Source organism: Kribbella sp. NPDC050241 (genome assembly GCF_044459685.1).
In the GTDB taxonomy this organism is placed as follows: domain Bacteria; phylum Actinomycetota; class Actinomycetes; order Propionibacteriales; family Kribbellaceae; genus Kribbella.
The window spans coordinates 1-24,020 of the sequence record NZ_JBITJE010000010.1; the positions used below are offsets into that span (position 1 = coordinate 1).

Annotated in this window: 26 protein-coding genes; 14 read left to right on the plus strand and 12 right to left on the minus strand. The window is 66.9% G+C overall.

Annotation, left to right across the window (positions count from 1 at the left end; all coding sequences use genetic code 11):
* Positions 1-1,069 precede the first annotated feature (1,069 nt).
* The 3 genes from ACIBG5_RS34295 to ACIBG5_RS34305 all read left to right on the plus strand — a co-directional run bounded on the left by ACIBG5_RS34295 (position 1,070) and on the right by ACIBG5_RS34305 (position 4,811).
* Entirely contained in the window at positions 1,070-2,830 is a 1,761-nt protein-coding gene (locus tag ACIBG5_RS34295; RefSeq protein ID WP_396395675.1) for a hypothetical protein, read from the plus strand.
* Positions 2,831-3,279: 449 nt separating this feature from the next.
* Positions 3,280-3,876 (plus strand): hypothetical protein, encoded by a 597-nt coding sequence (locus ACIBG5_RS34300; protein ID WP_396395676.1) that lies wholly within the window; start codon positions 3,280-3,282, stop codon positions 3,874-3,876.
* Entirely contained in the window at positions 3,873-4,811 is a 939-nt protein-coding gene (locus ACIBG5_RS34305; RefSeq protein ID WP_396395677.1) for an NAD-dependent epimerase/dehydratase family protein, read from the plus strand. The genes ACIBG5_RS34300 and ACIBG5_RS34305 overlap by 4 nt, the downstream gene beginning before the upstream one ends.
* 23 nt (positions 4,812-4,834) lie before the next feature.
* Here ACIBG5_RS34305 and ACIBG5_RS34310 read toward each other — a convergent pair whose 3' ends face one another.
* The 3 genes from ACIBG5_RS34310 to ACIBG5_RS34320 form a co-directional block, all read right to left on the minus strand.
* Positions 4,835-5,233 carry a DUF4440 domain-containing protein gene (locus ACIBG5_RS34310; protein WP_396395678.1) on the minus strand — a complete coding sequence of 133 codons (399 nt, stop codon included), beginning with the start codon at positions 5,231-5,233 and terminating at the stop codon, positions 4,835-4,837.
* Between the two features lie 86 nt (positions 5,234-5,319).
* Positions 5,320-6,066: a DUF4386 domain-containing protein gene (locus ACIBG5_RS34315; protein WP_396395679.1), complete on the minus strand. Its 747-nt coding sequence runs from the start codon at positions 6,064-6,066 to the stop codon at positions 5,320-5,322.
* A gap of 237 nt (positions 6,067-6,303) precedes the next feature.
* Entirely contained in the window at positions 6,304-9,087 is a 2,784-nt protein-coding gene (locus ACIBG5_RS34320) for an AAA family ATPase (protein WP_396395680.1), read from the minus strand.
* A gap of 132 nt (positions 9,088-9,219) precedes the next feature.
* Between ACIBG5_RS34320 and ACIBG5_RS34325 the strand changes: the two genes are divergently transcribed.
* Together ACIBG5_RS34325 and ACIBG5_RS34330 are read left to right on the plus strand one after the other, a co-directional pair.
* Positions 9,220-9,915: an alpha/beta fold hydrolase gene (locus tag ACIBG5_RS34325; protein ID WP_396395681.1), complete on the plus strand. Its 696-nt coding sequence runs from the start codon at positions 9,220-9,222 to the stop codon at positions 9,913-9,915.
* Positions 9,916-9,998: 83 nt separating this feature from the next.
* Positions 9,999-10,301, plus strand: a complete 303-nt coding sequence (locus tag ACIBG5_RS34330) for a hypothetical protein (RefSeq protein ID WP_396395682.1) — start codon at positions 9,999-10,001, stop codon at positions 10,299-10,301.
* Between the two features lie 7 nt (positions 10,302-10,308).
* Here the strand turns inward: ACIBG5_RS34330 and ACIBG5_RS34335 are convergent, their stop codons facing one another.
* Together ACIBG5_RS34335 and ACIBG5_RS34340 are read right to left on the minus strand one after the other, a co-directional pair.
* On the minus strand, positions 10,309-10,686 hold the full coding sequence (locus tag ACIBG5_RS34335) for a hypothetical protein (protein ID WP_396395683.1): 378 nt from the start codon (positions 10,684-10,686) through the stop codon (positions 10,309-10,311).
* Between the two features lie 105 nt (positions 10,687-10,791).
* The gene (locus ACIBG5_RS34340) at positions 10,792-11,067 is read right to left on the minus strand and encodes a hypothetical protein (protein ID WP_396395684.1); all 276 of its coding nucleotides are present in this window, start codon (positions 11,065-11,067) and stop codon (positions 10,792-10,794) included.
* A 76-nt stretch (positions 11,068-11,143) separates the two neighbouring features.
* Here ACIBG5_RS34340 and ACIBG5_RS34345 point away from each other — a divergent pair, with 76 nt between their 5' ends.
* The 5 genes from ACIBG5_RS34345 to ACIBG5_RS34365 all read left to right on the plus strand — a co-directional run bounded on the left by ACIBG5_RS34345 (position 11,144) and on the right by ACIBG5_RS34365 (position 13,905).
* A complete protein-coding gene (locus tag ACIBG5_RS34345; protein ID WP_396395685.1) occupies positions 11,144-11,734 on the plus strand; it encodes a helix-turn-helix domain-containing protein in 591 nt (196 codons plus the stop codon).
* Positions 11,735-12,062: 328 nt separating this feature from the next.
* The gene (locus ACIBG5_RS34350; protein WP_360448407.1) at positions 12,063-12,251 is read left to right on the plus strand and encodes a hypothetical protein; all 189 of its coding nucleotides are present in this window, start codon (positions 12,063-12,065) and stop codon (positions 12,249-12,251) included.
* Positions 12,252-12,277: 26 nt separating this feature from the next.
* Positions 12,278-13,141: an aldo/keto reductase gene (locus tag ACIBG5_RS34355; protein WP_396395686.1), complete on the plus strand. Its 864-nt coding sequence runs from the start codon at positions 12,278-12,280 to the stop codon at positions 13,139-13,141.
* Between the two features lie 130 nt (positions 13,142-13,271).
* Positions 13,272-13,493: a hypothetical protein gene (locus ACIBG5_RS34360; protein ID WP_396395919.1), complete on the plus strand. Its 222-nt coding sequence runs from the start codon at positions 13,272-13,274 to the stop codon at positions 13,491-13,493.
* Entirely contained in the window at positions 13,486-13,905 is a 420-nt protein-coding gene (locus tag ACIBG5_RS34365) for a nitroreductase family deazaflavin-dependent oxidoreductase (protein ID WP_396395687.1), read from the plus strand. The genes ACIBG5_RS34360 and ACIBG5_RS34365 overlap by 8 nt, the downstream gene beginning before the upstream one ends.
* An 86-nt stretch (positions 13,906-13,991) precedes the next feature.
* Here ACIBG5_RS34365 and ACIBG5_RS34370 read toward each other — a convergent pair whose 3' ends face one another.
* Positions 13,992-14,870 (minus strand): helix-turn-helix transcriptional regulator, encoded by an 879-nt coding sequence (locus ACIBG5_RS34370; RefSeq protein WP_396395688.1) that lies wholly within the window; start codon positions 14,868-14,870, stop codon positions 13,992-13,994.
* Between the two features lie 145 nt (positions 14,871-15,015).
* Here ACIBG5_RS34370 and ACIBG5_RS34375 point away from each other — a divergent pair, with 145 nt between their 5' ends.
* Positions 15,016-16,032, plus strand: coding sequence for an aldo/keto reductase (locus ACIBG5_RS34375; protein ID WP_396395689.1), 1,017 nt, complete (start codon positions 15,016-15,018; stop codon positions 16,030-16,032).
* 91 nt (positions 16,033-16,123) lie between these two features.
* Here ACIBG5_RS34375 and ACIBG5_RS34380 read toward each other — a convergent pair whose 3' ends face one another.
* Positions 16,124-16,897: an HD domain-containing protein gene (locus ACIBG5_RS34380; protein WP_396395690.1), complete on the minus strand. Its 774-nt coding sequence runs from the start codon at positions 16,895-16,897 to the stop codon at positions 16,124-16,126.
* 92 nt (positions 16,898-16,989) lie between these two features.
* Between ACIBG5_RS34380 and ACIBG5_RS34385 the strand changes: the two genes are divergently transcribed.
* Complete coding sequence (locus ACIBG5_RS34385; protein WP_396395691.1) at positions 16,990-18,177, plus strand: flavin-containing monooxygenase; 1,188 nt, start codon at positions 16,990-16,992, stop codon at positions 18,175-18,177.
* A gap of 121 nt (positions 18,178-18,298) precedes the next feature.
* Complete coding sequence (locus tag ACIBG5_RS34390) at positions 18,299-19,900, plus strand: multicopper oxidase domain-containing protein (RefSeq protein WP_396395692.1); 1,602 nt, start codon at positions 18,299-18,301, stop codon at positions 19,898-19,900.
* Between the two features lie 70 nt (positions 19,901-19,970).
* On the opposite strand, the gene ACIBG5_RS34395 is transcribed toward ACIBG5_RS34390, so the two are convergent.
* The 5 genes from ACIBG5_RS34395 to ACIBG5_RS34415 form a co-directional block, all read right to left on the minus strand.
* Positions 19,971-20,312 (minus strand): alpha/beta fold hydrolase, encoded by a 342-nt coding sequence (locus ACIBG5_RS34395; RefSeq protein ID WP_396395693.1) that lies wholly within the window; start codon positions 20,310-20,312, stop codon positions 19,971-19,973.
* Between the two features lie 110 nt (positions 20,313-20,422).
* On the minus strand, positions 20,423-20,620 hold the full coding sequence (locus ACIBG5_RS34400; RefSeq protein ID WP_396395694.1) for a three-helix bundle dimerization domain-containing protein: 198 nt from the start codon (positions 20,618-20,620) through the stop codon (positions 20,423-20,425).
* A gap of 70 nt (positions 20,621-20,690) precedes the next feature.
* The gene (locus ACIBG5_RS34405; protein ID WP_396395695.1) at positions 20,691-20,957 is read right to left on the minus strand and encodes a glycoside hydrolase family 15 protein; all 267 of its coding nucleotides are present in this window, start codon (positions 20,955-20,957) and stop codon (positions 20,691-20,693) included.
* A 47-nt stretch (positions 20,958-21,004) separates the two neighbouring features.
* Positions 21,005-21,703 carry a hypothetical protein gene (locus tag ACIBG5_RS34410; RefSeq protein ID WP_396395696.1) on the minus strand — a complete coding sequence of 233 codons (699 nt, stop codon included), beginning with the start codon at positions 21,701-21,703 and terminating at the stop codon, positions 21,005-21,007.
* A gap of 253 nt (positions 21,704-21,956) precedes the next feature.
* A complete protein-coding gene (locus ACIBG5_RS34415) occupies positions 21,957-23,411 on the minus strand; it encodes an MGH1-like glycoside hydrolase domain-containing protein (protein ID WP_396395697.1) in 1,455 nt (484 codons plus the stop codon).
* A 103-nt stretch (positions 23,412-23,514) separates the two neighbouring features.
* Between ACIBG5_RS34415 and ACIBG5_RS34420 the strand changes: the two genes are divergently transcribed.
* Entirely contained in the window at positions 23,515-23,946 is a 432-nt protein-coding gene (locus tag ACIBG5_RS34420) for a DUF6458 family protein (protein ID WP_396395698.1), read from the plus strand.
* The last annotated feature ends 74 nt before the right edge of the window (positions 23,947-24,020 follow it).

Genomic DNA, 24,020 nt, shown 5'->3' on the forward strand with positions numbered 1-24,020 from the left:
GCCTACAACAACCGCGCCAAACCCTTCACCTGGACCAAGACCGCCGACACCATCCTCACCAAGATCAGCCGTAAACCAACTTCAAACACGCGACACTAGATCACGGTCTTGATCGCAGTCTCCTTGGCCTGCCGAGTTGATCGCTGTGAAATTGCGCAGAACACTCCGGCAGGACACAGGAGCCAAATCGAACGATTGTGTTTTCGCTGGGCCGACGCAAGCGTGGCGAGGAATGCCGAGACGGTTCTAGGCCACGACCCCATTCGCTGAAACGCTCGTCACGGCGCGGCGAACGGCGATCCCACGTCTACAACAACTCGTCCAACGCGATTACCAACCGAGCTCCGGGTCAGGATTCCGCAAACCCAGACGACTACAAAGCTGTCTCCTGCTCGCCACCGCAGCCAAGGACGACGTTCGCATCCCGAGCAGATCGACTTCGACGGTCAGACCGGGTAGGACCGTGTGCCGCAACACCCGTCGCGCCTCTGCGACGCGGCATCCACGAAGCGCTTGTTTCTGATGGACCCTGCTCTTATCTTCCGATGGACGCCAATTCTGACTGCTTGAAGACGAGCCCCTTGACTCCTAGCAGTCAGCGGAGGAACGTGACAAGAGCACCGACGATTTTCCTGGGTGGTTTGCGTCCTTCGAGGTGAATCGGTCGGCGCACATTCTCAGGACGACTCGGGGGCCGATTCTGATGCTCGGAACACAACTCTAGCGCTCCGCGAACTCGCAATCGAGTATCGCTTGGAGCGCTCGCGCGCGAAGCCACAACAATGCGTCGGCCGAAGGCAAGATACATCACAGGAATGCGCGACCCAAGTTCGCGGGAACGGTATCTTGAGTCAGATCGGCAGTGCCGCGGCCGACGGCGTGCACCTTTCTGATCCAGACCGAGTTCAGGTCCCCGCCTCGTCGTCATCGACGGCAACGGTGTGGCTCGTCTCGATCACGCGACACGAGGCGGCATGTCACGGACGCCCAGGATCCGCCACGCAGCTCGAGACATTCCCCGAGGTCTCGAGTCACTCTGAACAAGCTGAGATCAGATGCTGAGGATTCAATGACTTCTAGAGCAGAAACCGATGGATTGACACCGTCGCTGGACAATCTCGACTGGCCCTTCGACCCCACCGATCTCGCCCTGGAAGCGAGCGCATGGCGTAAAGAGCTTCCGGACGCGTTCTGCGCCGAGATCGGTCGGCGACTGCTGCTAGCCGAGCTCGAGTTCAGCGAGTGGGTGCTGCGCCGGGTTGAGAAGGTGAAGTTCGAGAGCGACCGCAACATTTCCCGCCGGTCTAGCATCGAACTGAACGTCCGCCAGGACGCGCCGGTCTTCGTCGACCGTGAAGGCGACCAACACTGGCTGGTGCCGCTCTCGATGATGCGCCGCCGGACCCTGGTCAACCTTGATCTGCAAGACGAGCAAGGCAACCCGATCATGATGCCAGGTATCCGACTCGCCCAGCAGTTCGACCAGTCGATCCTGCTGGCCGCCACCGCGACGCGCTCGCCGACTCTGACCGGTGCCGGGAGCGAGTTGCGAAGGTTCGTCCGCATGGTGATCGCGGGTGAGAAGCACCAGATCCTCAACAGCATGTGGAGTTTTGAGGATCGCGACGGCCACCCGCGGCCGGCGTACCTGACCGAGCTCGCTGCCGACCCGATCTTCACCACAGCCCTCTACCGACTCTCTGGAAACTTCACACTCTACGTATTCCTGCCTGTGTCCGCCGGACGCCATCGTCTGCTGCGAATGGCGTTCGACGAGCCGACCGATTGGGAGTACCAGACCGCCTCGTTGACGGAGGAGGACGACGGCGGCTTTACCTATCGGCCCGGAAGAGCTGTCTCTTGGTACGAGCGTAGCCACACCGCGGCGGCATTCGGGCTGCGTCCGACGCGTGTTCGCTTCCAAGTCCCCGCAGCGGAAAACGCGGCCAGCTATCACTTCGAGGTGGCAGCACCAGGCGGCGTGCAAATCATCGAGGCGAGTCTGCTTGCGGGGCGGCCCAACGATCCGATGCGGCACGTTTCTGCCGATCACGTCGTCGGCCATTCGCCGACTGCTGGACTGCATGCGGTCGAGATCCCGAACGGATCGCTATGCCGCGCCCAGGTCGAGCTGGGAATCCCCACCCGTGGTTGGCTGACGACGATGCTGGTGTCCTGTTGGCTGACCTTCGCTGTCCTCCTGTCGGTAGCGGTGCACCAACTCCCGGCGACCTCCGGCTGGACGTCGGACCAAGTGACCAACGTCATCGTGCTGCTGGTGAGCATCTCGGCCGGAGCGGCGACGCTGGTCGCCCAACGGGACTTCGGCGGCGTCGGCGCAAGGCTCGTTGCGAGGTTGCGCGCCATCGGCGTGATCGCGACTGCGCTGCCAATCCTCGGCGCCGGCCTCCTGACCTACAGGAATCTCGAGACCACGTCCGACGCGCGGGTAACTGCTGCTCGGTGGCCGATCTTCCTGATTGCAGGCTGCTCGTTGCTTGCGGCCATGCTCATTTCAGCTGCATGGGCGCAGAGCTGGGCTGCCGAACGACGAAAGAAGCAGCGGTCGCCTTGGGACATGGCCGACGAGGAAGTTCAGCCGGTCATCGATGACTACCTCAAGGCACTGCAGCAGTACCACTTCAACACTCCCGCCGTCGGAATCCGATCGGCCGAGGGATGGCACGAACGGTACACGTGGGACGACGACAAGCAGCGGAAGGCAGTCGCCGCACTCCAAGCGTCGGTTTCACCTACCTGCGCGGACCTTGGCACCGCCTGCGCACTCCGCGAAGGCTGCGCCACACGACGCACAGGCATCGGCCGCTGACGCCCCGGAGCCAGTCTCCCGCCGCCTGCCGAACCAGTTCGCCCGGCTCGGAGATGCCACGACCGGCGACACGAGCGTCGGCATCGGCCGTCGGCGAAGACGAGGTTCCTCCGAAGACGCGAGGGCGCAGCATCGGTCTCTGACGCCCGGACCGCCTGAGCTGGTCTGTATAGACAGTGGGTCGGGAAGGGCACATGCTGGGGGCAGCGCGGTCAGATCTTGCGCTCAGTAGCTCATCGGGGTTGCCACAGTTTCGTGTCCGTGCTGGGGGCCGTTCGCATGGACACAATCAGCAGTCACGGCCTGGAACCGCCGTGGCAACCGCCTGGCTTCCGAATCCGTCCTTGATCGAGATCCCTCGACCAGGACTACCCGGGCCCGTGCCTTCTGGCACCGCGCACAAGCACCACAATCCAGCCGGCCGTTGCCGCGCTCAGGAGTTGAACACCATGACCCACTTCGCAACATCACAGCCAGTCTTCCTGCGAACCTGGTTGCTCTGGACAGCGGGCTTCCTCGCCTTTCCCGTCGCCGGCATTGCCGGCGACCTGGCCGCGGGCCGCGTGGACGACGCCCCCGCTGCGTTGCTCGGTGGCTTGGTCACCGGTGCCGTCCTCGGTACTGGACAAGTGCTGGTCAGCCGCCGGCGGCTCGACCCGCGCCGATGGATTCCGGCCACCGCGATCGGTATGGGCCTGGGGCTCCTCCTCGGCGCCGCGATCGTCGGGTACGGCACGTCGTTGGGCGAGCTCGCCCTCATGGGGGCTCTCACCGGTATCGTCCTCGGCCCGGCGCAGGCACTCGCGCTACCAGCCCGGACCCACCGGCGGTGGCTATGGGCCGCCGCCCTGCCGATCCTGTGGGCGCTGGGCTGGACTGTCACCACCCTCGGCGGGATCAGCGTCGAGAACCAGTTCACCATCTACGGCGCGTACGGAGCGGTGACCTTCTCCGCCCTGTCCGGCCTGCTGCTGCACTACCTGCTGCCGTACCGCGCCGCGGCCGGCCCAGCTTCGACGCAGACACCGATCGAAACCCAGGCATGAGCACCCCGCAGCACGTCATCTTCGGGACCGGCGCGATCGGACTCGCACTGCTCGCCGCGCTCCGCAAGCGCGGCGAGACCGCCCGGCTCGTCAACCGTTCCGGCCATGCGCGCGTGCCCGATGAGGTCGAGGTCATCGGCGGCGACGCCCGCGACCCCGACTTCACCACTGCCGTGGCCAAGGGCGCCCGCGTCGTCTACCAGACGCTCAACCCGCCGTACACCGAATGGACGGCGCAGTTCCCTGCCCTGCAGGCGGGTGTGCTCGCCGCGGCCGAAGCCTCCGGCGCTCGGCTGGTCAGTGTGGAAAACGTCTACATGTACGGGCGTCCCGCCGGCCGCACGTTCACCGAAGACCGCACCTACGACGCTCACACCAAGAAGGGACAACTCCGAGGACGAATGGCACGCCAACTCCTCGCCGTCCACATCGCCGGCCGCGTCGAGGTCGCGATCGGCCGCGCGTCCGACTACTTCGGCCCCCGCGGCGGCGCGCAATCCAATCTCGGCGACCGCGTCTTCCCCGCCGCCCTGGCCGGAAAGACCGCAACCGTGCTCGGCGATCCCGACCAGCCACACACTTACACCTACATCCCCGACATCGGCGAAGCACTCGCAGTACTTGGCGAACACCCCGATGCCCCCGGCCAGGTGTGGCACGTCCCGAACGACCCGGACACACGCAGTACGCGAGAGTTGGTCGACCTCGTCTATCACGACGCCGGGCAACCCCGCACGAAGCTCCGCGCCATGCCACCGCTGATGCTCCGCGCTCTCGGCCTCTTCAACCCAGCGGTCCGAGAACTCACCGAAATGCAGTACCTGTTCGAAGAACCGTTCATCGTCGACAGCACCAAGATCGCGAACAAGCTCCACGTCCACGCGACACCGATCGCGCAAGCCCTGACCGACACCCTGACCACCTACCGAGGCTGACACACACTGTGCGTCGGCGAACGTCACTGCTGGGTGGGTGTTCCTTGATGGTGGAAGATCTGCCAATGGCGCCGGCCGACCCGACGCCAGAGCGAGGTTCTGTTGGACCGCCGCACACCGTTGTCAGACGTGTACTTGACCATCACCAGCCCCTCGGCCAACCGGTAGCCGCGCATGTCGTGGAACCGGATCGGCTCACCGCCCGTGTCGGTGCTGGCCGCAACGAGCTCGGCCGTGCCCTCGAACTCGATCTCACCCCCTGATGCCCCGAACTCATGAAAGTCCGGGGCCATCAACCGCCGCAGGCGTGCTGGGTCGACACGGCACTCCAGACTCAGCGACTCCTGCTCTGCAGCGATGGCTTCCGCCACCTGCGCATCGTCGGACCCGTCTGCACCGTCGCGGAAGTCGTTGGCTGCCATGGAACCCGACGATGACACGGCTGTCATCGTCACGCATCTCGATTCCACTCGGTCTGCGTCGCACACGCGGACGGCAGGGGTGGTGACTACTGGCTTCGGATCAGTCGGTCGCCGTCCGTGTCGTCGACAGGGCGGGCGGTGGCGGCCGGCTGTTTCCCACCTCGGGCCAGGAGCCAGCCCAGGAACCACAGTTCACCGGCGAACGATGGCACAGCAACGATCAAAAAGAACACAGTCTCGTTGGCTGCGTAGTTGGCCAGCAGCGAGTGCGCGAGGGTGTCGAACAGGTATGCCGCACCAGCGACCATCAGCAGCGCGCCCAGGACTCTGCTGGCAAATCCTGACTTGACCACCAGATAGCCGAGCAGCATCAGATGTACGCCGAAGAGCGCCAGCCCGATCAGCCACGTGTAGTCGAACACCTCCAGCGTCAGCTTCACCTGTACGTCGACCTGACGTTGCTCGAATGCCGTCGAGTACTCCGCACCGCTGACCAACTGCAGCGCGATGAAGAGGAAGACCACCGCGACGCCGAGGAACGCCGCGTGAATGAGCCGGAACCACGCTGCCAGCAGGGAGACCTGCTGGTTGACGGTCTTGAACAGGACGTACAGCGCCCAGGTGACGACCACCTCGATGATGACCACCACCAGGAAGCTGACGAGGCCGAAACGGAACAAGAGCTCGGACTCGGCGATGTTGGTGAAGGTGGCGTGGGCGTTGTCAGGGTCGATGAGCCCCGCGAGGACGAAGAAGTTGGCGAAGATCGCCAGGAGGAAGATCGTCAGATAGCCGACACCGGCGATGAGCGCGGCCCGACGCGAAGAGGACAAACTCGAGATTCGATTGGTCACGTGGCCGAACTCCTCGCGGGGAGCCAGGCCATCAGCGCCCATCGCTACCCTCCGACGCACACCTGAAAGCAGCCCCCGGCCTACGCCCTGGTTGCTCACCATCCTCGGACGGTCAGCCGCTGTCAACGGTGCGCTTCGGCGGGAGCTGACTGCGGCAGGATCAGGAACGGCGGCGTCTGCGCGGTGACGCGTCAGTCGGCTGTGAACTGCTGCATCTCAAAGGCCATCGGCGTCGAGCTGGTGCAGTCGGTTGGCGAGCTCTGTGCGCGACCGGACCGACAACTTGCGGTAGATGCGAGTCAGGTTGGCTTCCACAGTCTTGACTGACACGAACAGTTGAGCAGCGGCCTCCTGATTGGAGCGGCCCGAACCGACCAGGTCGGCGACCCGGCGTTCGGTTGCCGTGAGCATCATTGTGGTCGACGGCGACCCAATCCGGTCGGCTTCGTCACGGGCACGTTCTGCCCACCGCGGAACGCCCAACTCCTCGAAAGCCGCCGCTGCGCCGAGCAGCATCTCCTCGCCCGAGCGTCGGTGTCCGGCGCGACGATAGACCTGCCCAAGCGCCAGCAGGGATCGCGCCGCCTCGAACGGACACTCCGCTCCCGTGTTGCCGACGACTTTGCGAAGCACGATCAACGCTCCGTCGACATCCCCGCGGGCAGCGGCCAGCAGGGCCTGGCAACGGTCCGCGGCGACTGCCGCTTCCGGCCGGCCGGCCGCGCCCTGGCGTCGCAGGAGGTCGATCGCCACCTCGACCTCGTCCAGTACGCCGACCTGCAACGCGGCGTCTGCGTAGTCGACGGGCCACAACAACTGCTCCAGGTCGACCATCTTGGTGATCGCGAAGATCTCCGCGAGCTCGCGCAATGACTCCAGCGCCGCAGGCCAGTTCCGGCCGGAGACCTCGATGAAGCCCAGTTGAGCCAGGAAGCCGCCCAGCCAGTACATCAGCCCACTGGACCTCGAGCGTTCCGCAGCGTGCCGGGCCAACTCGCGGGCCCCGTCCAGGTCGCCGGAGTACTCCTTGATCAGGATGCGGGCCATGCTCTCCTGCAAGCCGACCGTGCCCCACGCACCCGAGCGGTCCGCTTCCTCCAGAGCAGCCTGCGCCTGGGGAACCTTCGACGCGCGGATCAGGACGAGAACCAGCCAGATGTACAGGCTGGACAGGTCGGCGTACCGGCCGGCATCGACCGCTTTCACGATGGCATCGCGGACCACCGACTCGGCGGTGCCGTCGTTCCAGGCCGCATAGAAGCTGCGTGCTCCGGCCCATTCCGCCGGCGACAGTTCAAGGGATGAACGAGCGACCAGCCGCTCCATCTCGCGCAGCGTCCGTTCGGGCCGATCGATCCCCCAGATCTGCTCGATCGACTGCCGCTGATACAGCGCGACCAGCTGAATGTCCGGCCGATCCGCCGCGACCGCCTCCGCAATCGCCATCCGGGCCAGCCGCAGGGCGAGCCTGCCGTGCCCCTCCATGCGGTGGCGCTCACTCAGGGTCTGCAGGATCTCGGCACGGACCTCCCCCGCCGGCGCGATCCGGAATGCCTGCTCGGCCAGAGATCGAGACTCCCGCAGGTCCTCGGCCAGCCGGGCCCGACGTACCAAGACCTGGGCTCGATCCTGCGAACTCCCGGCCAATGCCGCTCCCTTGCCCAAGGCTGCACGCGCCGACAGGCCGTCGCCGGCATCGACGTAGCTGTCCACGGCCCGAAGCCAGCGACGGAAGCCATCAGCGGTGTCCATCGCTGACGGCGTGGCCAACGCGGCGCCCTCCAGCAGCTCCCCCGCGAGCTGCTGGGCACCGCGCGCCCGAGAGATCTCCGCGGCGCCCTCCAGTTCACCGGCGACGGCCTTATCGGGGGCGACGATCGACTTCGACCGATGCCTGGCACGCTCGACCGGGTCGTCCAGCAGTTCCGCGAGAGCGCGATGGGCGCGGCGACGGTCAGCAGGTACGGCGGCCTCGTAGATCGCCGAAGCCAGCATCGGATGGGTGAACGCAACGACCGACCCAGCACCCACTGTCGCCACATCCCAGTCCGCGGCAGCCTCCAGGGCGGACTCGACCTCGGCGTCATCCACGATTGCTCGCAGTGTGTCGACCGTAAGCCGTCCAGCAGCAGAAACGAGCAGCAGGACGTCGCGCGCGTTCTGCGGGAGCAACATGACCTTCTCGCCGAGAAGCCCAGCCAGACTCGGCGGTACCGGAAAGACCGGCTCGTGGCCGTCCTGGGCGCTCCAGCGCCACTTCGACACGTTTGACTGCATCGCCTGCGCGATCATCAACGCAAGGTACGGATTCCCGCTGCTGGCCCGCGCCACCCCAGCACTGATCGGCGGAGTCCACCGCGCACCCAGGCGGGTGCGCAGCAACTGGCCGATCGCCCAGTCCTCCAAGGCCGGCAGCGACAGCTCGCGGTGCGGCCCGGGCAGCTCGCCGATGAAATCGGCGCCGGCGTCCCGATCCGGCCGTGTCCCGACCAGGATGCTCAACCGCTGCGGCTCGACCGAGATCCGGCGGAGCGCGAAGCCGAGGCTGCCGACAGTCGCCTGGTCCAGCCACTGCAGGTCGTCGATGATCAGGGTCACCGGCTCGGCCGCGCAGAGCTGCTTCAGCAGGCCCTGGACCGCCAGCGGAACCGCCAGGGCATCGGCGTCGCGATCGCCTGGTTCGTCACGGTGCAGAGCCACCGCGAGTGCGCGCCGCTGCGGCGCCGGAAGGGTCAGCTCCGATCCCGGCGGGCATTGGCCGATGAGCTCGGCGAGGCCGGCGAACGGCAGGCCCCGGTCGAACTGTGTCGGCGCGAGCGAAAGCACCCTTCGCCCTCGGCGCTGGGCCAGCTGATCCGCCACCTTCAGCAAGCTGCTCTTGCCGACCCCGGGATCACCGATCGCCACCGCGCTCCCGCCCCGGTCCAGCACGTCGCTCACCGCACGCACCGCGTCCTCACGGCCGAACAGCCCGTACGCGGCCGCCGAAACCTCATCCACCAGGACATCATCCTGCACCGCACACGCCCGGATCGAGGGTCCTGACCGCCGCGGTCGAGGGGTATCCCCGATGCCCCGAACGCCGACCCCCGCCTAGCGTCACCGCATCGGTCCACAATCAAGGAGGACGTCATGAGCACAAGCACCCGGCCGGCCGTCGTACTCATCCACGGAGGATTCGTCGACGGTTCCGGATGGCGAGGTGTCTACGACCGGCTCCGCGCCCAGGGGCACCGGGTCGCCGTCGTACAGAACCCGACCGTCTCCCTCGAAGGCGACGTGGCCGCGACCAAGCAGGTCCTCGACGAGCTCGACGGGCCCGTGGTCCTCGTCGGTCACTCGTACGGCGGCGTGGTCGTCACCGAGACTGGCAGCGACACGCGCGTCGTCGGACTCGTCTACATCGCGGCATTCGCCCCCGACAAGGGCGAGTCCGTCAACACCCTCATCGCCGACCCGCCACCGGGTGCGCCCGTGCCGCCGATTCTGCCGCCGCGGGACGGCTACCTGTTCCTCGACCGGGACAAGTTCCACGACTCGTTCGCCGGTGACCTGCCGACCGACGAGGCCGCCTTCATGGCCGACTCCCAGGTCCCATGGGGAGTCGACGCCCTCGGCGGCACCGTCACCGAACCCGGCTGGCGAAGCAAGCCGAGCTGGTACCTCGTCGCCGCCGACGACCGCATGATCCCGCCACCGGCCCAGCGCGCCATGGCCGAACGAGCCGGCGCCTCGGTCCGGGAAGTCCCCGGTAGCCACTCGGTCTACGTGTCCCAGCCCCAGGCCGTCGCCGACCTCGTCCACACGGCCCTCGAGTCCCTCACCTGATCAACGACGGGCCGGCGGCGGCGGTCGACGACCCCGCCGCCGGCCTCACTAGACCGCCGGCTCCGGGGTGTATCGGCTAGCTCGTGTCTGCCGAGAGGGTCTGCGGCCTCTCGACCGGCAGCCTCACACCGGGCAACGCCGCCGATGTGGTCCTGCTCCGCACCGATGACCCAACCGTCTTCCCCTTCAACAACCCTGTCGGCACCATCGTCACCGCCGCCGACCCCGGTCTCGTCGAGACAGTCCTGGTCGCAGGACACGTCGTCAAACATGACGGCCGACTGCTCGGAGCCGACCTGCCCGCGCTCAAGGCACGCCTCCTGGAATCCCGCGACCACGTCGCGGCCGCGGCCCGCTTCCCCCTCGACGGCACCTGGCGCCCCTGATCGACGGTCAGCGCCAGGCATCGCCAGGGGTCCGGGCGTAGCGCCGCCAGGTGTAGCGCCAAGGGATGACGGCCAGGATGACGACGACGAAGGAGCAGTTGAACAGCACGTCGCGCGCTGCGGCGTTCAGGTCGTTGGCGATCAGGTGGGGAATCGCGACCGCACCGATCCAGACGACCTTCCAGCACACCTCGAACAGCAGGATCGGCAGCATCCGCACGGGGTATCTGAGCCCCAGGAACGCCAGCAACGACATGGCCGTCAGCAGGCAGGCGACAACCCCTTCCATCACCGGCAGCGATCGAGCGTCCTGAAGCAGAACCGGCCACTTGACGAGCGCGATCCCCACCCCCATGAACGCGTACCCGAACCGCATGGCGTTCATCCGCCGGGTAGTCAGCTCCTGATGGCGTTGTGGGATGGGTGTTCGTACACGTGGTTCGACGGGAACGGCGGCGTTGATCTGTGCACTCATGGTTTGCAGCCCTTGCTAGTGGTTGTGGCGGGTGAGAAGGCGTCGGCGCAGCCGGTGCAGCTGCGGCATCAGTCCGTAGATCACGATCGGTACGGCGATGGTCGCGAGGACGAACGTCCGCACGAGCGGCATGAGCGTGCCGAGCCAGTGACCTAAGACGAGGTTGAGAGCGGTGAGGGTCGGGAACACGGCCAGCCAGATCATCAGGGCCAGCTGGTGCTTGGTCGGCGGTCCAGGTACGGCGGGCTTGGAGGTCGGGTTGAGCTTCGGACTGAGCGATCGTGTGGTCATGCTCCAAGGCTGGGGCTGGGTGGTGAGTTCGGCGACGAAGGTTGCTGTTTGTGGGAATCGGGGGTCAGATGTGTTCGTGGAGGACACCTCAGCGGCGGAGATTGCCGCGGTGCTCGAGGGAGTCGGGGGACGGCTCAAGCGACTACGCGCGCGCCGCCGGATGACCCTCACCGAGGTTGCTACAGCGACGGGGATCTCGAAGAGCACGATGTCGCGGCTGGAGACCGGACAGCGCCGGCCGACCCTGGAACTGCTGCTCGCGTTGTCGCAGGTGTATCGGGTGCCGCTGGACGACCTCGTCGCCGCACCGGTGCAGGGCGATCCACGGATCCGCCTCAAGCCCGGTCGCGTCAAGGGCCGGACGGTGATCCCGCTGACGCAACAGCCCGATGGCACGCAGGCGTGGAAGATCGTCATCCCGACCAGCAACGTCACCCCGGAGCTCAGGGCGCACGACGGCCACGAGTGGATCTACGTGCTGTCCGGCCATATGCGCCTCGTCTTCGGCGACGAGGACTGGGTGCTCGGCCCCGGCGACGTCGCCGAGTTCAGCACCGAAAAGCCGCACTGGTTCGGTAGCACCGGCAACGAGCCCACAGAAATCCTCAGCATCTTCAGCCGCCCCGGTGAACGGATGAACGTCCGGGAAACAACTCCGCACGCGTAGGACTGCCGCGCGCAGCTGGCTACCGGCTAGCTGGGGTTGAAGATCCATGCCAGCAGCAGGCACCTTCGGGCGCCACCGGCCATGCCAGCTGACGTCATGGCAGGGAGCATGGTGACATCCCGGCCCGACGAGGTGAGGAGGCGGCGGTGAGTCTCGTCGATCTGTCCCGATGGCATCGCCGGCGGCGCGACCGCCAATCTGTGATCCGGCACCGTCATGGCGCTGTTAGCCGCCGTTCTTCTGGTGCGGTCGGTGCGCGATGACGCCTGAGGTCACGACACGGCCGGTGTGGCTGAGGATCTGGCAGTCCCAGCGTCAGGGGTCCGTGATGCCGTCCGCCATCGCGATCCACCGGTCGGTCGAGATGCACGTGGCCCGCACGGCAGGCGTCGCGCTGACCATCCAGCAGCTCCGTCAGGCCGCCGTCTACACGGTGCGGTACGACGAAGAGAGCGACCGCATGCTGCACGAGGTGTTCGCGCCGTACGGCATCCCGTACCAGCGGGCGACCGGATGAGCACAGATCAGAAGGAGTGATGACCCATGTCAGAGTCCAATCCCGGAAACGCCGGAGCGGCCGGCACCATCGATGTCGGCGGTGACCTGACCGTCAACCGTCTCGGCTTCGGCGCCATGCGGATCACCGGAGCCGGGATCTGGGGCCCACCCAGCGACCGCGACGAGGCGAAGGCGGTACTGCGCCGAGCGGTCGAGCTCGGCGTCAACTTCATCGACACCGCCGACTCCTACGGTCCCCACGTCAGCGAGGAGCTCATCGGCGAGGCCCTCTACCCGTACCCGGACGACCTGGTGATCGCGACCAAAGGCGGCCTCGTACGCCCGGGCCCGGGACAGTGGCTCGCCGACGGCCGGCCGGAACACCTCATCGAGGCCTGCGAGGGAAGCCTGCGCCGGCTCAAGCTCGAGCAGATCCCGCTCTACCAGTTCCACCGGCCCGACCCGGACGTGCCGCTCGAGGACTCGATCGGCGCTCTCGTCACCCTCAAGGAACAGGGCAAGATCCGGCACATCGGGCTGTCCAACGTCACCGAGGACCAACTGCGGCGCGCACAGCGACTGACCCCGATCGCCTCGATCCAGAACCGCTACAACATCGACGACCGCCAGTCGGAATCGCTGGCCGACCTCTGCGAGCAGGAGCGGCTCGTGTTCCTGCCGTGGGCTCCGATCCAGGACCTCGACGACAACCGGGCTGTGCAGGAACTTGCCCAGCGCTACCACGCTCAGCCCCGGCAGATCGTGCTGGCGTGGCTGCTGGCCCGGTCACCCTCCATCCTGCCGATCCCTGGCACCGGATCGGTGTCGCACTTGGAGGACAACATCGCCGCCACGTCGATCAAGCTGACCCCGACCGAGATCGCCTCCTTGACCCGCGCCGCCGCCTGAGCCGAAAACTACGTCGGATGACTCAAGCACCGGGTGCTGTCGCGCCAGCGGTCTCAAGGTTGTTACGACGGCGACCGCGCTCGCCCTCATCAGCCTGATCTTCGCCGATCTGTCCGGCCTGTGTCCCCTGATCGTCCAGGCCGGATCACACGAGGTCCTCCTCGACGACGCCGTACGCCTCGCCCGCGAAGCCGCGGTCGCCGATGTCGAAGTCACGCTCGACATCACCCCCGGAGTACCGCGCGTCTTTCAGGCCTACCATGCGATCCTCGACGAAGGCGCCGCCGCACTCGACCGAGCGGGCCAGCGCCTCTCCACATATCTTGACCTCGACGGGAAACCCCATGAGTGACTGGAACACCCAGACCATCACCGAGTTCCGAGCGAACGAGGGCCGGGTCGGCGGTCCCTTCGAGGGCGCGCCGATCGTCCTGCTGCACCACCTCGGCCGCAAGAGCGGGCGGGAGTACGTCAACCCGACGATGTACCTCGCGCATGAAACCGACCCGGACATCATCTACGTCTTCGCAACCAAGAGTGGCGCCCCCACCAACCCGGACTGGTACATCAACCTCACCACCACCGGCCACGCCACCATCGAACGCGGCACCGAGACCTACGACGTCACCGTCCACGAGGTCACCGGCCCGGACCGCGACCGTATCTACGCCGAACAAGCCCGCCGCTATCCCGGCTTCGCCGAATACGAACGCCGAACCGCAGGCGTCCGCACCATCCCCGTCCTCGAACTCAAGCACACCTGACCGGCAGCGGTCAGGTGTGCAAGAGGGAGCCCGGCGCCTAGGGCAATCGCCGCACGGTGGCGTCAGCCCAGTCGGCGTGGTCGGTGTCAGCCACCATGGGGAACCTCGGAATGGTCAGGCTGCTGCGCAGGAGCGCTCCAGTTGGCGAGGAGCCTCAGGCGGTCTGCTGATGGGGAGCCGGGTTCGGCGGTGTAGATGCCGAGCGTCTGGTAGGGGTCGTCGGTGGCGGTGAAGGTTTCGTAGCCCAGGACGAGGTCGCCGGCGAGGGCGTGGTGGAGGCGCTTGGTGCCGTGAGTGCGTTGGAAGACGTCGTGGTCGGCCCACCAGTGGCGGAAGTCGGGGTCGTGGAGGGAGAGTTCGCCGACGAGTTCTGGCAGGGCGGGATCGTGCGGCTGGCGTCCGGCGTACAGGCGTAGGGAGGCGACCGCTCCGCGGGCGGCGTTTTCCCAGTTCGTGTGCAGCGCGCGTACCTGCTCGTCGAGGAAGATGAGCCAGGCCATGTTGCGGCGGCGTGTGGGCAGCGCTTCGAAGTCGGTGTAGAGGGCCCGGGCGAGATGGTTGCTGGCCAATACGTCCAGGCGGCGCCCCAGGACCACGACCGGGACGTCGGTGAGAGTGTCCAGCAGCAGCCGCAGACCTGGGCGGAGGCGTTGCGGCGGCAGCGGGCGCGGCCGGGCACGGGACGGGCGCGCGATCCGGAACAGGTGCGCGCGCTCCAGGTCGTTCAGCCGCAGAGCGCGTGCGATGGCGTCGAGGACCGCCTCCGAGACATGGGCCGGCCGCCCGCGCTCAAGCCGGACGTAATAGTCCACGCTGACGCCGGCGAGCTGGGCGACCTCCTCGCGCCGCAGGCCCGGCACCCGCCGGGTGCCGGGCTGTGGCAGCAGGCCCGCTTCCTCGGGGGTGATCTTCGCGCGGCGCGAGCGCAGGAATTCCCGTAGCGCCGTATTCGGTTCCTGGCTCATGGCACCACGGTAGAACCGGCGGACCCGGGTACGGAGCCGCGAGGGGGGTTCTGCTGGACCCCCGGTCGAACCAGGTCTCTCACCTCGGCAGTCGGCGGTGCTTCGCTGGCGGTACAACCACCCGACACCCAGGAGGCGATCTGCGATGAAGCGCAGGATTCTCGGCGGCACCGGGATCTCGGTGAGTGAGTACGCACTCGGCACGATGATGTTCGGAACGATGGGCAACACTGACCACGACGAGTGCGTTCGCATGATCCACGCCGCGCTCGATGCCGGTATCAACCTCCTCGACACCGCGGATGTCTATTCCGGTGGCGAGTCGGAGTTGATCGTGGGCAAGGCCCTCAAGGGCCGTCGCGACGGGGTCGTGCTGGCGACCAAGTTCGGGCTGGCAATGGGAGATGACGCCAACCGGCGTGGCGGCTCGGCCCGCTGGATCAGGCGCGCTGTCGAGGACAGCCTGCGCCGCCTCGACACCGACCACATTGACCTCTACCAGATGCATCGGCCGGACCCGACCACCGACATCGACGAAACCCTCGCCGCCTTGTCGGACCTGATCCGCGCCGGAAAGGTCCGCGCCATCGGCGGCTCCTTCTTCGCGCCCGAAGAGATTGTCGAGGCTCAGTGGACGGCCGAGCGCCGCGGCCACCACCGTCTGCGCACCGAGCAGTCGCCGTACTCCATCCTCACGCGCGGCATCGAGAACCGGGTGCTGCCCACCGCCCAGCGGTACGGCATGGGCGTGCTGACCTTCGGCCCCCTGAACTCCGGCTGGCTCTCCGGCCGGGCCGACCCCAGCACGGGGCACCGCAACGCCGGCGCCGGTGCGAAGATGTTCGACCTCTCGCAGCCGGGTGTCAGGGCCAAGGCCGATGCGGTCCAGAAGCTCACCGCACTGGCCGCCGAAGCCGGGATGCCGATCGCCCATCTGGCCGTCGCCTTCGTCCGCTCCCACCCCGCGGTCTCTTCCGTGCTGATCGGACCCCGCCGCCCCGAGCACCTCGCCGATCTCCTCGCCGGCGCCGATGTGGAACTCGGCGACGACGTCCTCGACCAGATCGACGACATCGTTCCGCCCGGCGTCGACCTGAACCCCGGCGACCTCTACATCGACCCCACCCCGGCCATCACCGACAAGCGTCTGCGCCGCCGCTGACACAGGATCCGCGACCACGGACGACTCGACCGAGAGCTCGGCGCTCGAGGCCGCAGCTCATGGCATCCGCATCAACGCCGTATGCCCCGGCTTATCCGCGGAAAGGGGCGAGCCTGATTGTCACGTCGCTGAGCGCGAAGCGGTGTAGGTACCAGGCGCGACCATGCGGGACCTGCTTGGCTTCGGCTCGTAACAGCCCGGAGAACTCCCGCTTGAAGCCGACGCGTGGGTAGTCCTGGACGACTGTCTCGCGGACTGCGTCGGGTATGTGATCGCTGCGCAGCCCGAACACATCAACCGCTGCACCGGCGGAAAGCAGGAAGGCCTCGGCACCGGATTCAACACCGACGCCTGGCGTGTGGTGCATCGCAATCGCATTCGTCACGAGCTCACGTTGCACCTCTGGTACGTCGTGGCGGTCAGTGAAGTCGCGTGCCAGTGCCGCGCTGCGAACCGTGAAGTCGACGTCCGGGACCCGGCTCGGCAGGCCGGTGTCGTGAAACAGCGCGGCGACGTACAGCAATTCGTGATCGAACTCGACTTCGTCGAGTGCAGCGATGGCTGCACCCCAGGCATAGGCACGCCGCGAGTGGTTGAGCAACGCCGGTGTCAGGAGGTCCCGAGCAGCAGCCTCGGCCTCTCGTGCCAGCAACGAATCCGGCGGGACCAGCGCGTCTGGTTCAACCGAGCTCCGGCGCCCCGAATGTGTTCGAGTGGCCATCGCGAGGCTGCCGACGATGATGCGGAGGTGGCCGCGTAGTAGTGGCCGAGCGAGCGAGATGCGTTCGCGGACCGTCAGTACACCACCGGTGCGCTCGGTCCAACCGATGGATCCGATGGGGTCGTGGGTCGCTGGCTGGTTCATCCGAATCTCACCGTCTTCCTCGATGGTGTCAGAGTAGGGCGCCGTACGCCGACGTCTCGACACCACCGACCCGTAGAGCGGAAACTGCCAGCATGGCCGAGACACCGCTCATCCCGGAGGACGCGGAAACTGCCTGGCGGGGGGTTGGTGATGATGACCGCGTAGAGGTCGTCGTGGTGGGTGCGGGCCAGGCCGGGCTTGCGATCGGGTTCTATCTGGCACGTCAGGGTCGCCGGTTCATCATCCTCGAGGCCGCCGACGCGGTGGGTGCAGCGTGGCGGGACCGATGGGATTCGCTTGCCCTGTTCACGCCGCGCCGGTACGACGCACTCCCCGGAGTGGGCTTCCCGGGGGATCCCGACGGTTACCCGACTCGTGACGAGGTGGTCTCCTATCTGACGGCGTACGCGGAGACCTACAAGCTCCCGGTGGTTTTGAACAGTGCCGTCAGGTCACTGACCCAGATCGACGATGGGTTTCAGCTCGAGTGCAGCGACAGGAGAGTGCGGGCCGACCAGGTCGTGGTGGCGACCGGTCCGTTCCAGCTGCCGTTCACGCCGGCGCTGGCCGGTCAGCTCGGTCCCGAGGTCTTCCAGATGCACAGCACGGGGTACCGGCAACCGCGGGACATCCCGGCAGGGACCGTGCTGGTTGTCGGTGGGGGCAACACCGGTTTCCAGATCGCGACGGAGCTCGCTGGCACACACGCGGTCCACCTCTCGGTCGGCTCACGGCAGACGCCGCTGCCTCAGAAGGTTTGGCACCGCGACTTGTTCTGGTGGCTCACCAAGACGCGGTTACTCAACAGGACCGTCGATTCACGTCTCGGACGCCGGCTGAGCGAGCGGGAGACACTCATCGGCTCAAGCCCGAGGCAGCTCAGGCGTCTCGGTGTCGACCTGCATCCGCGAGCGGTCAGCGCGTCGAACAACAACGTGACCTTTGCTGACGGCACCCAACTCCGCGTCGACGCAGTCGTCTGGGCAACCGGATACCAGCCCGACTACTCCTGGATCGAGGCCCCGGTACTGGATGCCGGAGGACGCGTCCGCCACCACAGAGGGGTGACCAACCTGCCGGGGCTCTACTTTCTCGGCCTGTACTGGCAACACACCCGCGGCTCAGCGTTGCTCGGCTGGGTGAAGGACGACGCCGAGTACATCGCCACACAGGTCCAGACCCTGGTCGGCAGCCGCAAACTGCCCCCAGATACAGCCAATCGTGAACACGCCGACGCAGGAGAGAGCCAGGGGGAGCCCGATCATGTCGAGCCACAGTGACCACACCGAAAGTGAGAATCGCGGAGACTTCCCCACCGACATACGTGACCTCCCAGAGTCCCGACCATCCGAGATCGTCTCTCTCGCGAACGGGGAAGAGTTCGACCTGGGTATCGCTGCGATGGTCAAGCAGCTGGGCGATGCGACTGTGCGCATGCTTGCCTACAACGGATCGGTGCCAGGGCCAACCATGCGGGTCCAGCAGGGATCGGAAGTGGTCATCAACGTGACCAACGAGGCCGACACCGAGGCCACCGTGCACTGGCACGGGCTCCGGTTGCAGAACGCCTATGACGGGACCCACGAAACCCAGACACCGATGCAGGTGGGTCAGAGCTTCAGCTATCGACTGCAGTTCCACGATCCCGGCCTGTACTGGTACCACCCGCACATCCGCGAGGACTACGGCCAGGAGATGGGCCTGTACGGCAACATCGTGGTCGTCCCGTCCGACCCCGACTATTGGCCTCCGGTGAATCGGGAGGAGCTGATCACCCTCGACGATGTGTTGCTCGAGAACGGTCAGATCGCGTCGTTCAGCCGCACCGAGACGACGTACGTGGCGATGGGGCGGTTCGGCAACACCATGCTCATCGGCGGTGACGTCACCGCCGAACTGTCGGCCGACCTCGGAGAGGTGGTCCGCTTCTACTTCACCAATACGGCCAACACGCGGGTCTTCAATGTCGGCTTCGACAGGGCCGGGATGAAGCTGGTGGGTGGTGACAGCGGCAGGGTCGAGCAGGAAGCCTTCGTGACTGAGGTGATGCTTGCGCCGTCGGAGCGGATCGTCGTCGACGTACTGTTCGACCAGCCTGGGATGGTCACACTCGAGCACCGGCATCCAGAGCGCACCTATCCCCTGGCGTCGGTCACCGTTCGCGAGACGCCGGCCGCGCCGGAGCTGAGTAAGCAGTTCGAGGTACTTCGCACCAACGCCGACATGACAGCCGAACGGGATCGGCTGGAACGGTACCGCGATGTGGCACCGGACAAGACGCTCGCGTTCGTGGCTGAAATGGACATGGGTGTACCCGACGGCCCCATCGTCTACTCCTGCCCGATGCACTCCGAGGTCATCACCGCCGACCAAGGCCGATGCCCGCACTGCGGCATGAAGCTGGTTGCCGTTGCCGCCACCTACACCTGCCCGATGCATCCCGACGTCGTGAGCGGCTCACCCGACCGCTGCCCCCAGTGCGGGATGAAGCTCATGCCGTCGCAACTCGTCGGCCAGACCCAGGAAGACCACGGCGACGAACCCACCCATTCCCAGCCCCACGCGACCGACCAGCACGGCCACGACCATGAGGCGAGTGGTGGCATCGAGTGGGAAGACGACATGGTCGACGTCAACCGGATCACCACACCGGCCAACATGCGCTGGAAGCTCGTCGACCGCAGCACCGGTGGGGAGAACCATGCGATCGACTGGCACTTCAAGGTCGGCGATCAGGTGAAGATCAGGCTGGTCAACGAAATGGACTCCGACCACCCGATGCACCACCCCTTCCACATTCACGGCGCCGGCCGCTTCCTTGTCATGAGCCGCGACGACACCGTCGAGCCCAATCTCGTGTGGAAGGACACCGTCCTCGTACGCACAGGCGAAACCGTCGACATCCTCCTCGACGTCACCAACCCCGGTCTCTGGATGGCGCACTGCCACATCGCCGAACACCACGAGAGCGGAATGATGTTCAGCTTCACCGTCGACCCCTAACCCGTACCGACCGAACCTGCAGGAACCGGCCGGAGCGGGGATGCTCCGGCCGGTTCCGTGTCTGGGTTGATCAACGGGCGGCTCGCTCGATCACCTGGGTCACTGCCGAGGGCTGGGACACCGCGACCAGGTGCGACGCACCGGGAACCTCGACCTTCGTGGCTCCCGCCCGGGTGGCCATGAACCGCTCGGCCGCCGGAGCGATCGCCTTGTCACCGGTCGGGATGACGGCGTACTTCGGGAGTGCCGCCGGGGCGGTCTCCTGCACCGGCTCGGAGAAGGCCGAGGCAGCGACCGGACGCTGGGCGGCCAGGAACACCGCTCCCTCCCGCGCCGGAATGTCTGCGGCCAGGACCGGGCCGGCCGTCTCCGGCTTCAGCGCCAGGTCGACGCCACCGGGGTAGCTGATCACGTTGGTCGTGTCCGGACCGAGTTCACTTCCCGGGAACTGCGAGCCAGCACGCCTGACCGCAACGAACCGTCGACCCCGTGGAGGGCCTGTCGGCGTCCTTCGAACCCTTACTACGCGTCGGTTCGGAGGCGGTGTTTGGCCTCTCGCTCGACGAAGAGCGGTACGAAGTCCCGGATCGGGGCCTGGTCGAACTCGGGACGGCTGGCGCTCACGGCGACCGCCACGTCGTCTACCGGTCGCTCGGGGAACTGCTTGGCGAGTCGCTCCACGACCTCGTCGATCGCGCGGTTCTCTTCTGACCTGTCCATCCACCCACGGTTGCGCACGAGACCACCTGGGACAAGACATCGCGTCCACTCGTCGAGACTCGACCGACGGTCAGCGCTCCGTCAGAGTCGCTGGTGTGCTGGGGCGTAGGTGTTCGTACCGGCCGCTTCCTCGGGCGCGAATGATGTGGGTGATCGCGTTGATCATGGCCAGATGGGTGAAGGCCTGCGGGAAGTTGCCGAGGTGGCGTCCGCTGCGCGGGTCGATCTCCTCGGCGTAGAGACCCAGCGGGCTCGCGTAGGACAGGAGCTTCTCGCAGAGCGCAGTGGCCGGCTCCATGAGGCGTGGACGACAGACGAAGACGTTCGAGAACCTCACCGACAACATCCTCTACTCCCGACCTGGACGCGACGAGCTGCAGCGCCCTACCGGGGAACGATCCCGCTCCGCCCCTGCCACGAGCCGTGCTCCGACAGCGGCCGGAACCGCAGGGTCGCGAACTCGTGGTGGAAGTCCCTGCGCCGGCGTTCGGCCATTGCGGCCGCATGACGGTCGGGTTCCGGGACAGTGCCGTGGCCGTGCACCATCTCTTCCATCTGCCGCACGGACCGCCAGACCGAGAACGTCGAGATCGTCCGAGGCGGGCGCACCGCGGCCAGCGCCAACGTGGCCCCCGGATGGTCGCGAACCAGCCGCTCCACGGGCTTGCCCCACTTAAGGAACCTCGGCACCTCCAGGAGTCGCATCCGGGCCAGCGTGACCGCCACGACGGGCTCGGCAGGGTCCCACTCGCCCGCTCTCGCCGGCAGGTCGGGCAACGCCGCAAGCCGCGACCAGCGACGAAGGAACTGCATGCGCACGTGCCAGCCCGCAGCCAACTCCCTGCCCAGGGGGTGATCCGCCAGGAACGTCATGACCGCCGCCTCGTCCTCCCACCGCGCGAACATCGCCATCCGACGCAGCTGCATCCGGGCCCGCGAGACGGTCGGTGCACCAAGGCGCATCAGCGCTAGGCACTCGGCGTACCGCAACCCGGGCGTGGAAGGCACAGTCGGCGCCTTCCACAGTGCCCCCGCCGTCGTCGTCGGACGGAGCGCCGCGAGGTGGAACGTGAAGATCGTCATCGTTGGGCAACTGTCCCATGGGTGAGGCGCATAGCGCCGAGTACGGAGTCAAGCCAACAACTTGTAGATGTCATCGCTCGCGTTACTCAAGCACCGAGCTGCAGCCGTGTGGTTAGGGTGCGTGTAGCTCCTCGGACACAGCAGTTATCTACACGGGCGGCTCATCCCGGCTTCTCGCCGCGCCGTCTCGAACGCGGCTTCTGCCGACCTCTTTCCACAGCTACACACGGTGGTCCATCGGGTTGACCTTCGGTTACGGGGCAAGGGTTATTTCGATTGTGTGGGCTCCATGGAGCGAGGCTGGTACGCCGTACTCGGTGCGTGGGATGGCGTCGACGGTGAATGAGCGGATGGCGTTGCCTGTGCCGCGGAGGGTCACCGTCAGGGTGGCGTCGCGGTAGCGCAGGCCGGTCAGGGTGACGCTGCCCCAGCTGGGTGGGAGAGTTGGCGCGAAGGTGAGGCCGTGGTCGTCGAAGGTCATCCCGAACAGGCCGGTGTGCATCATGTCGATGAACGCCGTCGCCGACCAGGTCTGGTCGGGCTCGGAGTCCCAGCGGCGTTTCAGTACGTCGGTTGCGCCCTGGTAGCCGCCCTCGACGGCACCGGTGTTCCCGTGGTAGACCTCCCAGAAGCCGCCGCTGTCCCTGACCAGCGCCGCGAGCAGCCCGGTCTCCGTCGCGTACCCCTTCAGGTCGCCGTGCTTGGCCAGGGCCTTCGCCCAGAGTCCTTGCACGAGCGGCCACACGATCGCGTTGTGGCGTCCTGGCTCCGCGCTGGAATATCTGTCCCAGTGTGGATAGGTGTCGGGCATTCCCCAGGTCATCCGCTGCGCGTTCGAGATCAGGGCACTGGCCTGTGCGCCGTCGGCGATCCCGAAGAGCAGGGTGAACGACAGCCCCGCGCCTTCCTGGTAGGCGCCCTGCGTCCCGTCGGCAGTGATCTCGTAGTTGTAGCTTCCGGTCCGCGGGTTCCAGAAGTGTTGGTTGATCGACTGCTTGATGGCCGCTGCCTTGGCGCGGTAGCCGCCGGCCGGCCGGCCGAGCGTGTCCGCCATGTCGGCGGCGCGCGTGTAGGCCGCGTGGTACAGCGCGTTGGTGCTCAGGTACATGGCCGAGACGACATCGGGGTACGACGTACTCTCGCTCCCCCGCGACTCGCCGCCGTCCGCCGTCGGCGCCGGGAAACCGGAGACGCCGTCGTTGAAGAACGACGGACCGGTGAACAGGCCGTAGCGCGGGTCGGGGCCGAAGACCGCGGCTTGCTCGCGGAGGACGAGGGTGTTCGTGACCACGTCGTAGGCGCTCCGCAGGAAGTCCCGGTCGCCGGTCACCAGATAGTGGTGCCAGGCGCCGACGGTCCACACCACCTGATCCCACTGCTGGCTGTCCTGCTGCACCCTGAGCTTGCCCACGGCATCCTTCTCGACCACCGCCCACAGCGTGTTCGCGGCGAGCGCCGGCGCCAGCAGGCTCGTCGCGTTCCAGCTGTTGATCGTCGCGTCCCGGGTCCACGGCTGCTCGTAGCCGCCACCGGCCCGGACCATGCCGACCGCCGGATCCATCAGCCCGCTCCTCGCGTGGATGTCGCCGAACGCAACGGTGTTGGTCCCCAGCAGGTTCTCGAGCGCCGCCGCGTAGATCGCGCCGTACAGTGCCTGGCTCTCCGGATCCTCGAACCGCAGCGTCGGACGGGAGGCTGTCGTGGTCATCCGCCCATTCCATCAGACCGGCCGACCACGGCAGTACGTCGCCTGTCCGGGGTTGGAGGTGGGTACCGGGTGCTCCTCAGGGCCCGGTCAAGGGAGGCGCGTGATGAGTATTGGGTTCGGGATCTTTCTGATGGCCACGGGCGCGATTCTCGCCTTCGGTCTACGCGACCGCAGTGACGTCGTCGACCTGCCCGCCGTCGGAGTGATCCTGATGCTGGCCGGGGCGGCCGGCATCTGGCTGTCGTTCCTGATCACCAACAAGCGTCGCCGCGTCGCGACTCAAGCACTGGACGGGTCGGTGGAGGAGCACCGCACGGTCCGGTCGGCGGGACGCATCCGGGCGTACGTCACCCGCAAGCCTCAGTCTGCACCGGCGAGGATCGACACCCCCACTGCCCGCAGGATCGATCTCGACCCGGCCGCGAGCGGCCTCCCCACCACGCCCGCGACCGCAGAACCTACAGACATCGTCGAGACCCCAGCGCCTGTCGTCCCACGCCGCCGACGCCTACTGAACGCAACCCGAAGGCGCTGACCCGCCGGCTCGGCCACACCCTCGGCACCGGACGGCCCGACGGTGATGGCGCTGCTGTCGTGCAGGATCTTTAC

Bases quoted from the DNA above. Each gene is read 5' to 3' on its own strand.
- ACIBG5_RS34295 (WP_396395675.1), top strand. From the start codon at position 1,070: ATGACTTCTAGAGCAGAAACCGATGGATTGACACCGTCGCTGGACAAT.
- ACIBG5_RS34300 (WP_396395676.1), top strand. From the start codon at position 3,280: ATGACCCACTTCGCAACATCACAGCCAGTCTTCCTGCGAACCTGGTTG.
- ACIBG5_RS34305 (WP_396395677.1), top strand. From the start codon at position 3,873: ATGAGCACCCCGCAGCACGTCATCTTCGGGACCGGCGCGATCGGACTC.
- ACIBG5_RS34310 (WP_396395678.1), bottom strand. From the start codon at position 5,233: ATGGCAGCCAACGACTTCCGCGACGGTGCAGACGGGTCCGACGATGCG.
- ACIBG5_RS34325 (WP_396395681.1), top strand. From the start codon at position 9,220: ATGAGCACAAGCACCCGGCCGGCCGTCGTACTCATCCACGGAGGATTC.
- ACIBG5_RS34335 (WP_396395683.1), bottom strand. From the start codon at position 10,686: ATGAACGCCATGCGGTTCGGGTACGCGTTCATGGGGGTGGGGATCGCG.
- ACIBG5_RS34340 (WP_396395684.1), bottom strand. From the start codon at position 11,067: ATGACCACACGATCGCTCAGTCCGAAGCTCAACCCGACCTCCAAGCCC.
- ACIBG5_RS34350 (WP_360448407.1), top strand. From the start codon at position 12,063: ATGCCGTCCGCCATCGCGATCCACCGGTCGGTCGAGATGCACGTGGCC.
- ACIBG5_RS34355 (WP_396395686.1), top strand. From the start codon at position 12,278: ATGTCAGAGTCCAATCCCGGAAACGCCGGAGCGGCCGGCACCATCGAT.
- ACIBG5_RS34365 (WP_396395687.1), top strand. From the start codon at position 13,486: ATGAGTGACTGGAACACCCAGACCATCACCGAGTTCCGAGCGAACGAG.
- ACIBG5_RS34370 (WP_396395688.1), bottom strand. From the start codon at position 14,870: ATGAGCCAGGAACCGAATACGGCGCTACGGGAATTCCTGCGCTCGCGC.
- ACIBG5_RS34375 (WP_396395689.1), top strand. From the start codon at position 15,016: ATGAAGCGCAGGATTCTCGGCGGCACCGGGATCTCGGTGAGTGAGTAC.
- ACIBG5_RS34380 (WP_396395690.1), bottom strand. From the start codon at position 16,897: ATGAACCAGCCAGCGACCCACGACCCCATCGGATCCATCGGTTGGACC.
- ACIBG5_RS34385 (WP_396395691.1), top strand. From the start codon at position 16,990: ATGGCCGAGACACCGCTCATCCCGGAGGACGCGGAAACTGCCTGGCGG.
- ACIBG5_RS34390 (WP_396395692.1), top strand. From the start codon at position 18,299: ATGGTCAAGCAGCTGGGCGATGCGACTGTGCGCATGCTTGCCTACAAC.
- ACIBG5_RS34400 (WP_396395694.1), bottom strand. From the start codon at position 20,620: ATGGACAGGTCAGAAGAGAACCGCGCGATCGACGAGGTCGTGGAGCGA.
- ACIBG5_RS34410 (WP_396395696.1), bottom strand. From the start codon at position 21,703: ATGACGATCTTCACGTTCCACCTCGCGGCGCTCCGTCCGACGACGACG.
- ACIBG5_RS34415 (WP_396395697.1), bottom strand. From the start codon at position 23,411: ATGACCACGACAGCCTCCCGTCCGACGCTGCGGTTCGAGGATCCGGAG.
- ACIBG5_RS34420 (WP_396395698.1), top strand. From the start codon at position 23,515: ATGAGTATTGGGTTCGGGATCTTTCTGATGGCCACGGGCGCGATTCTC.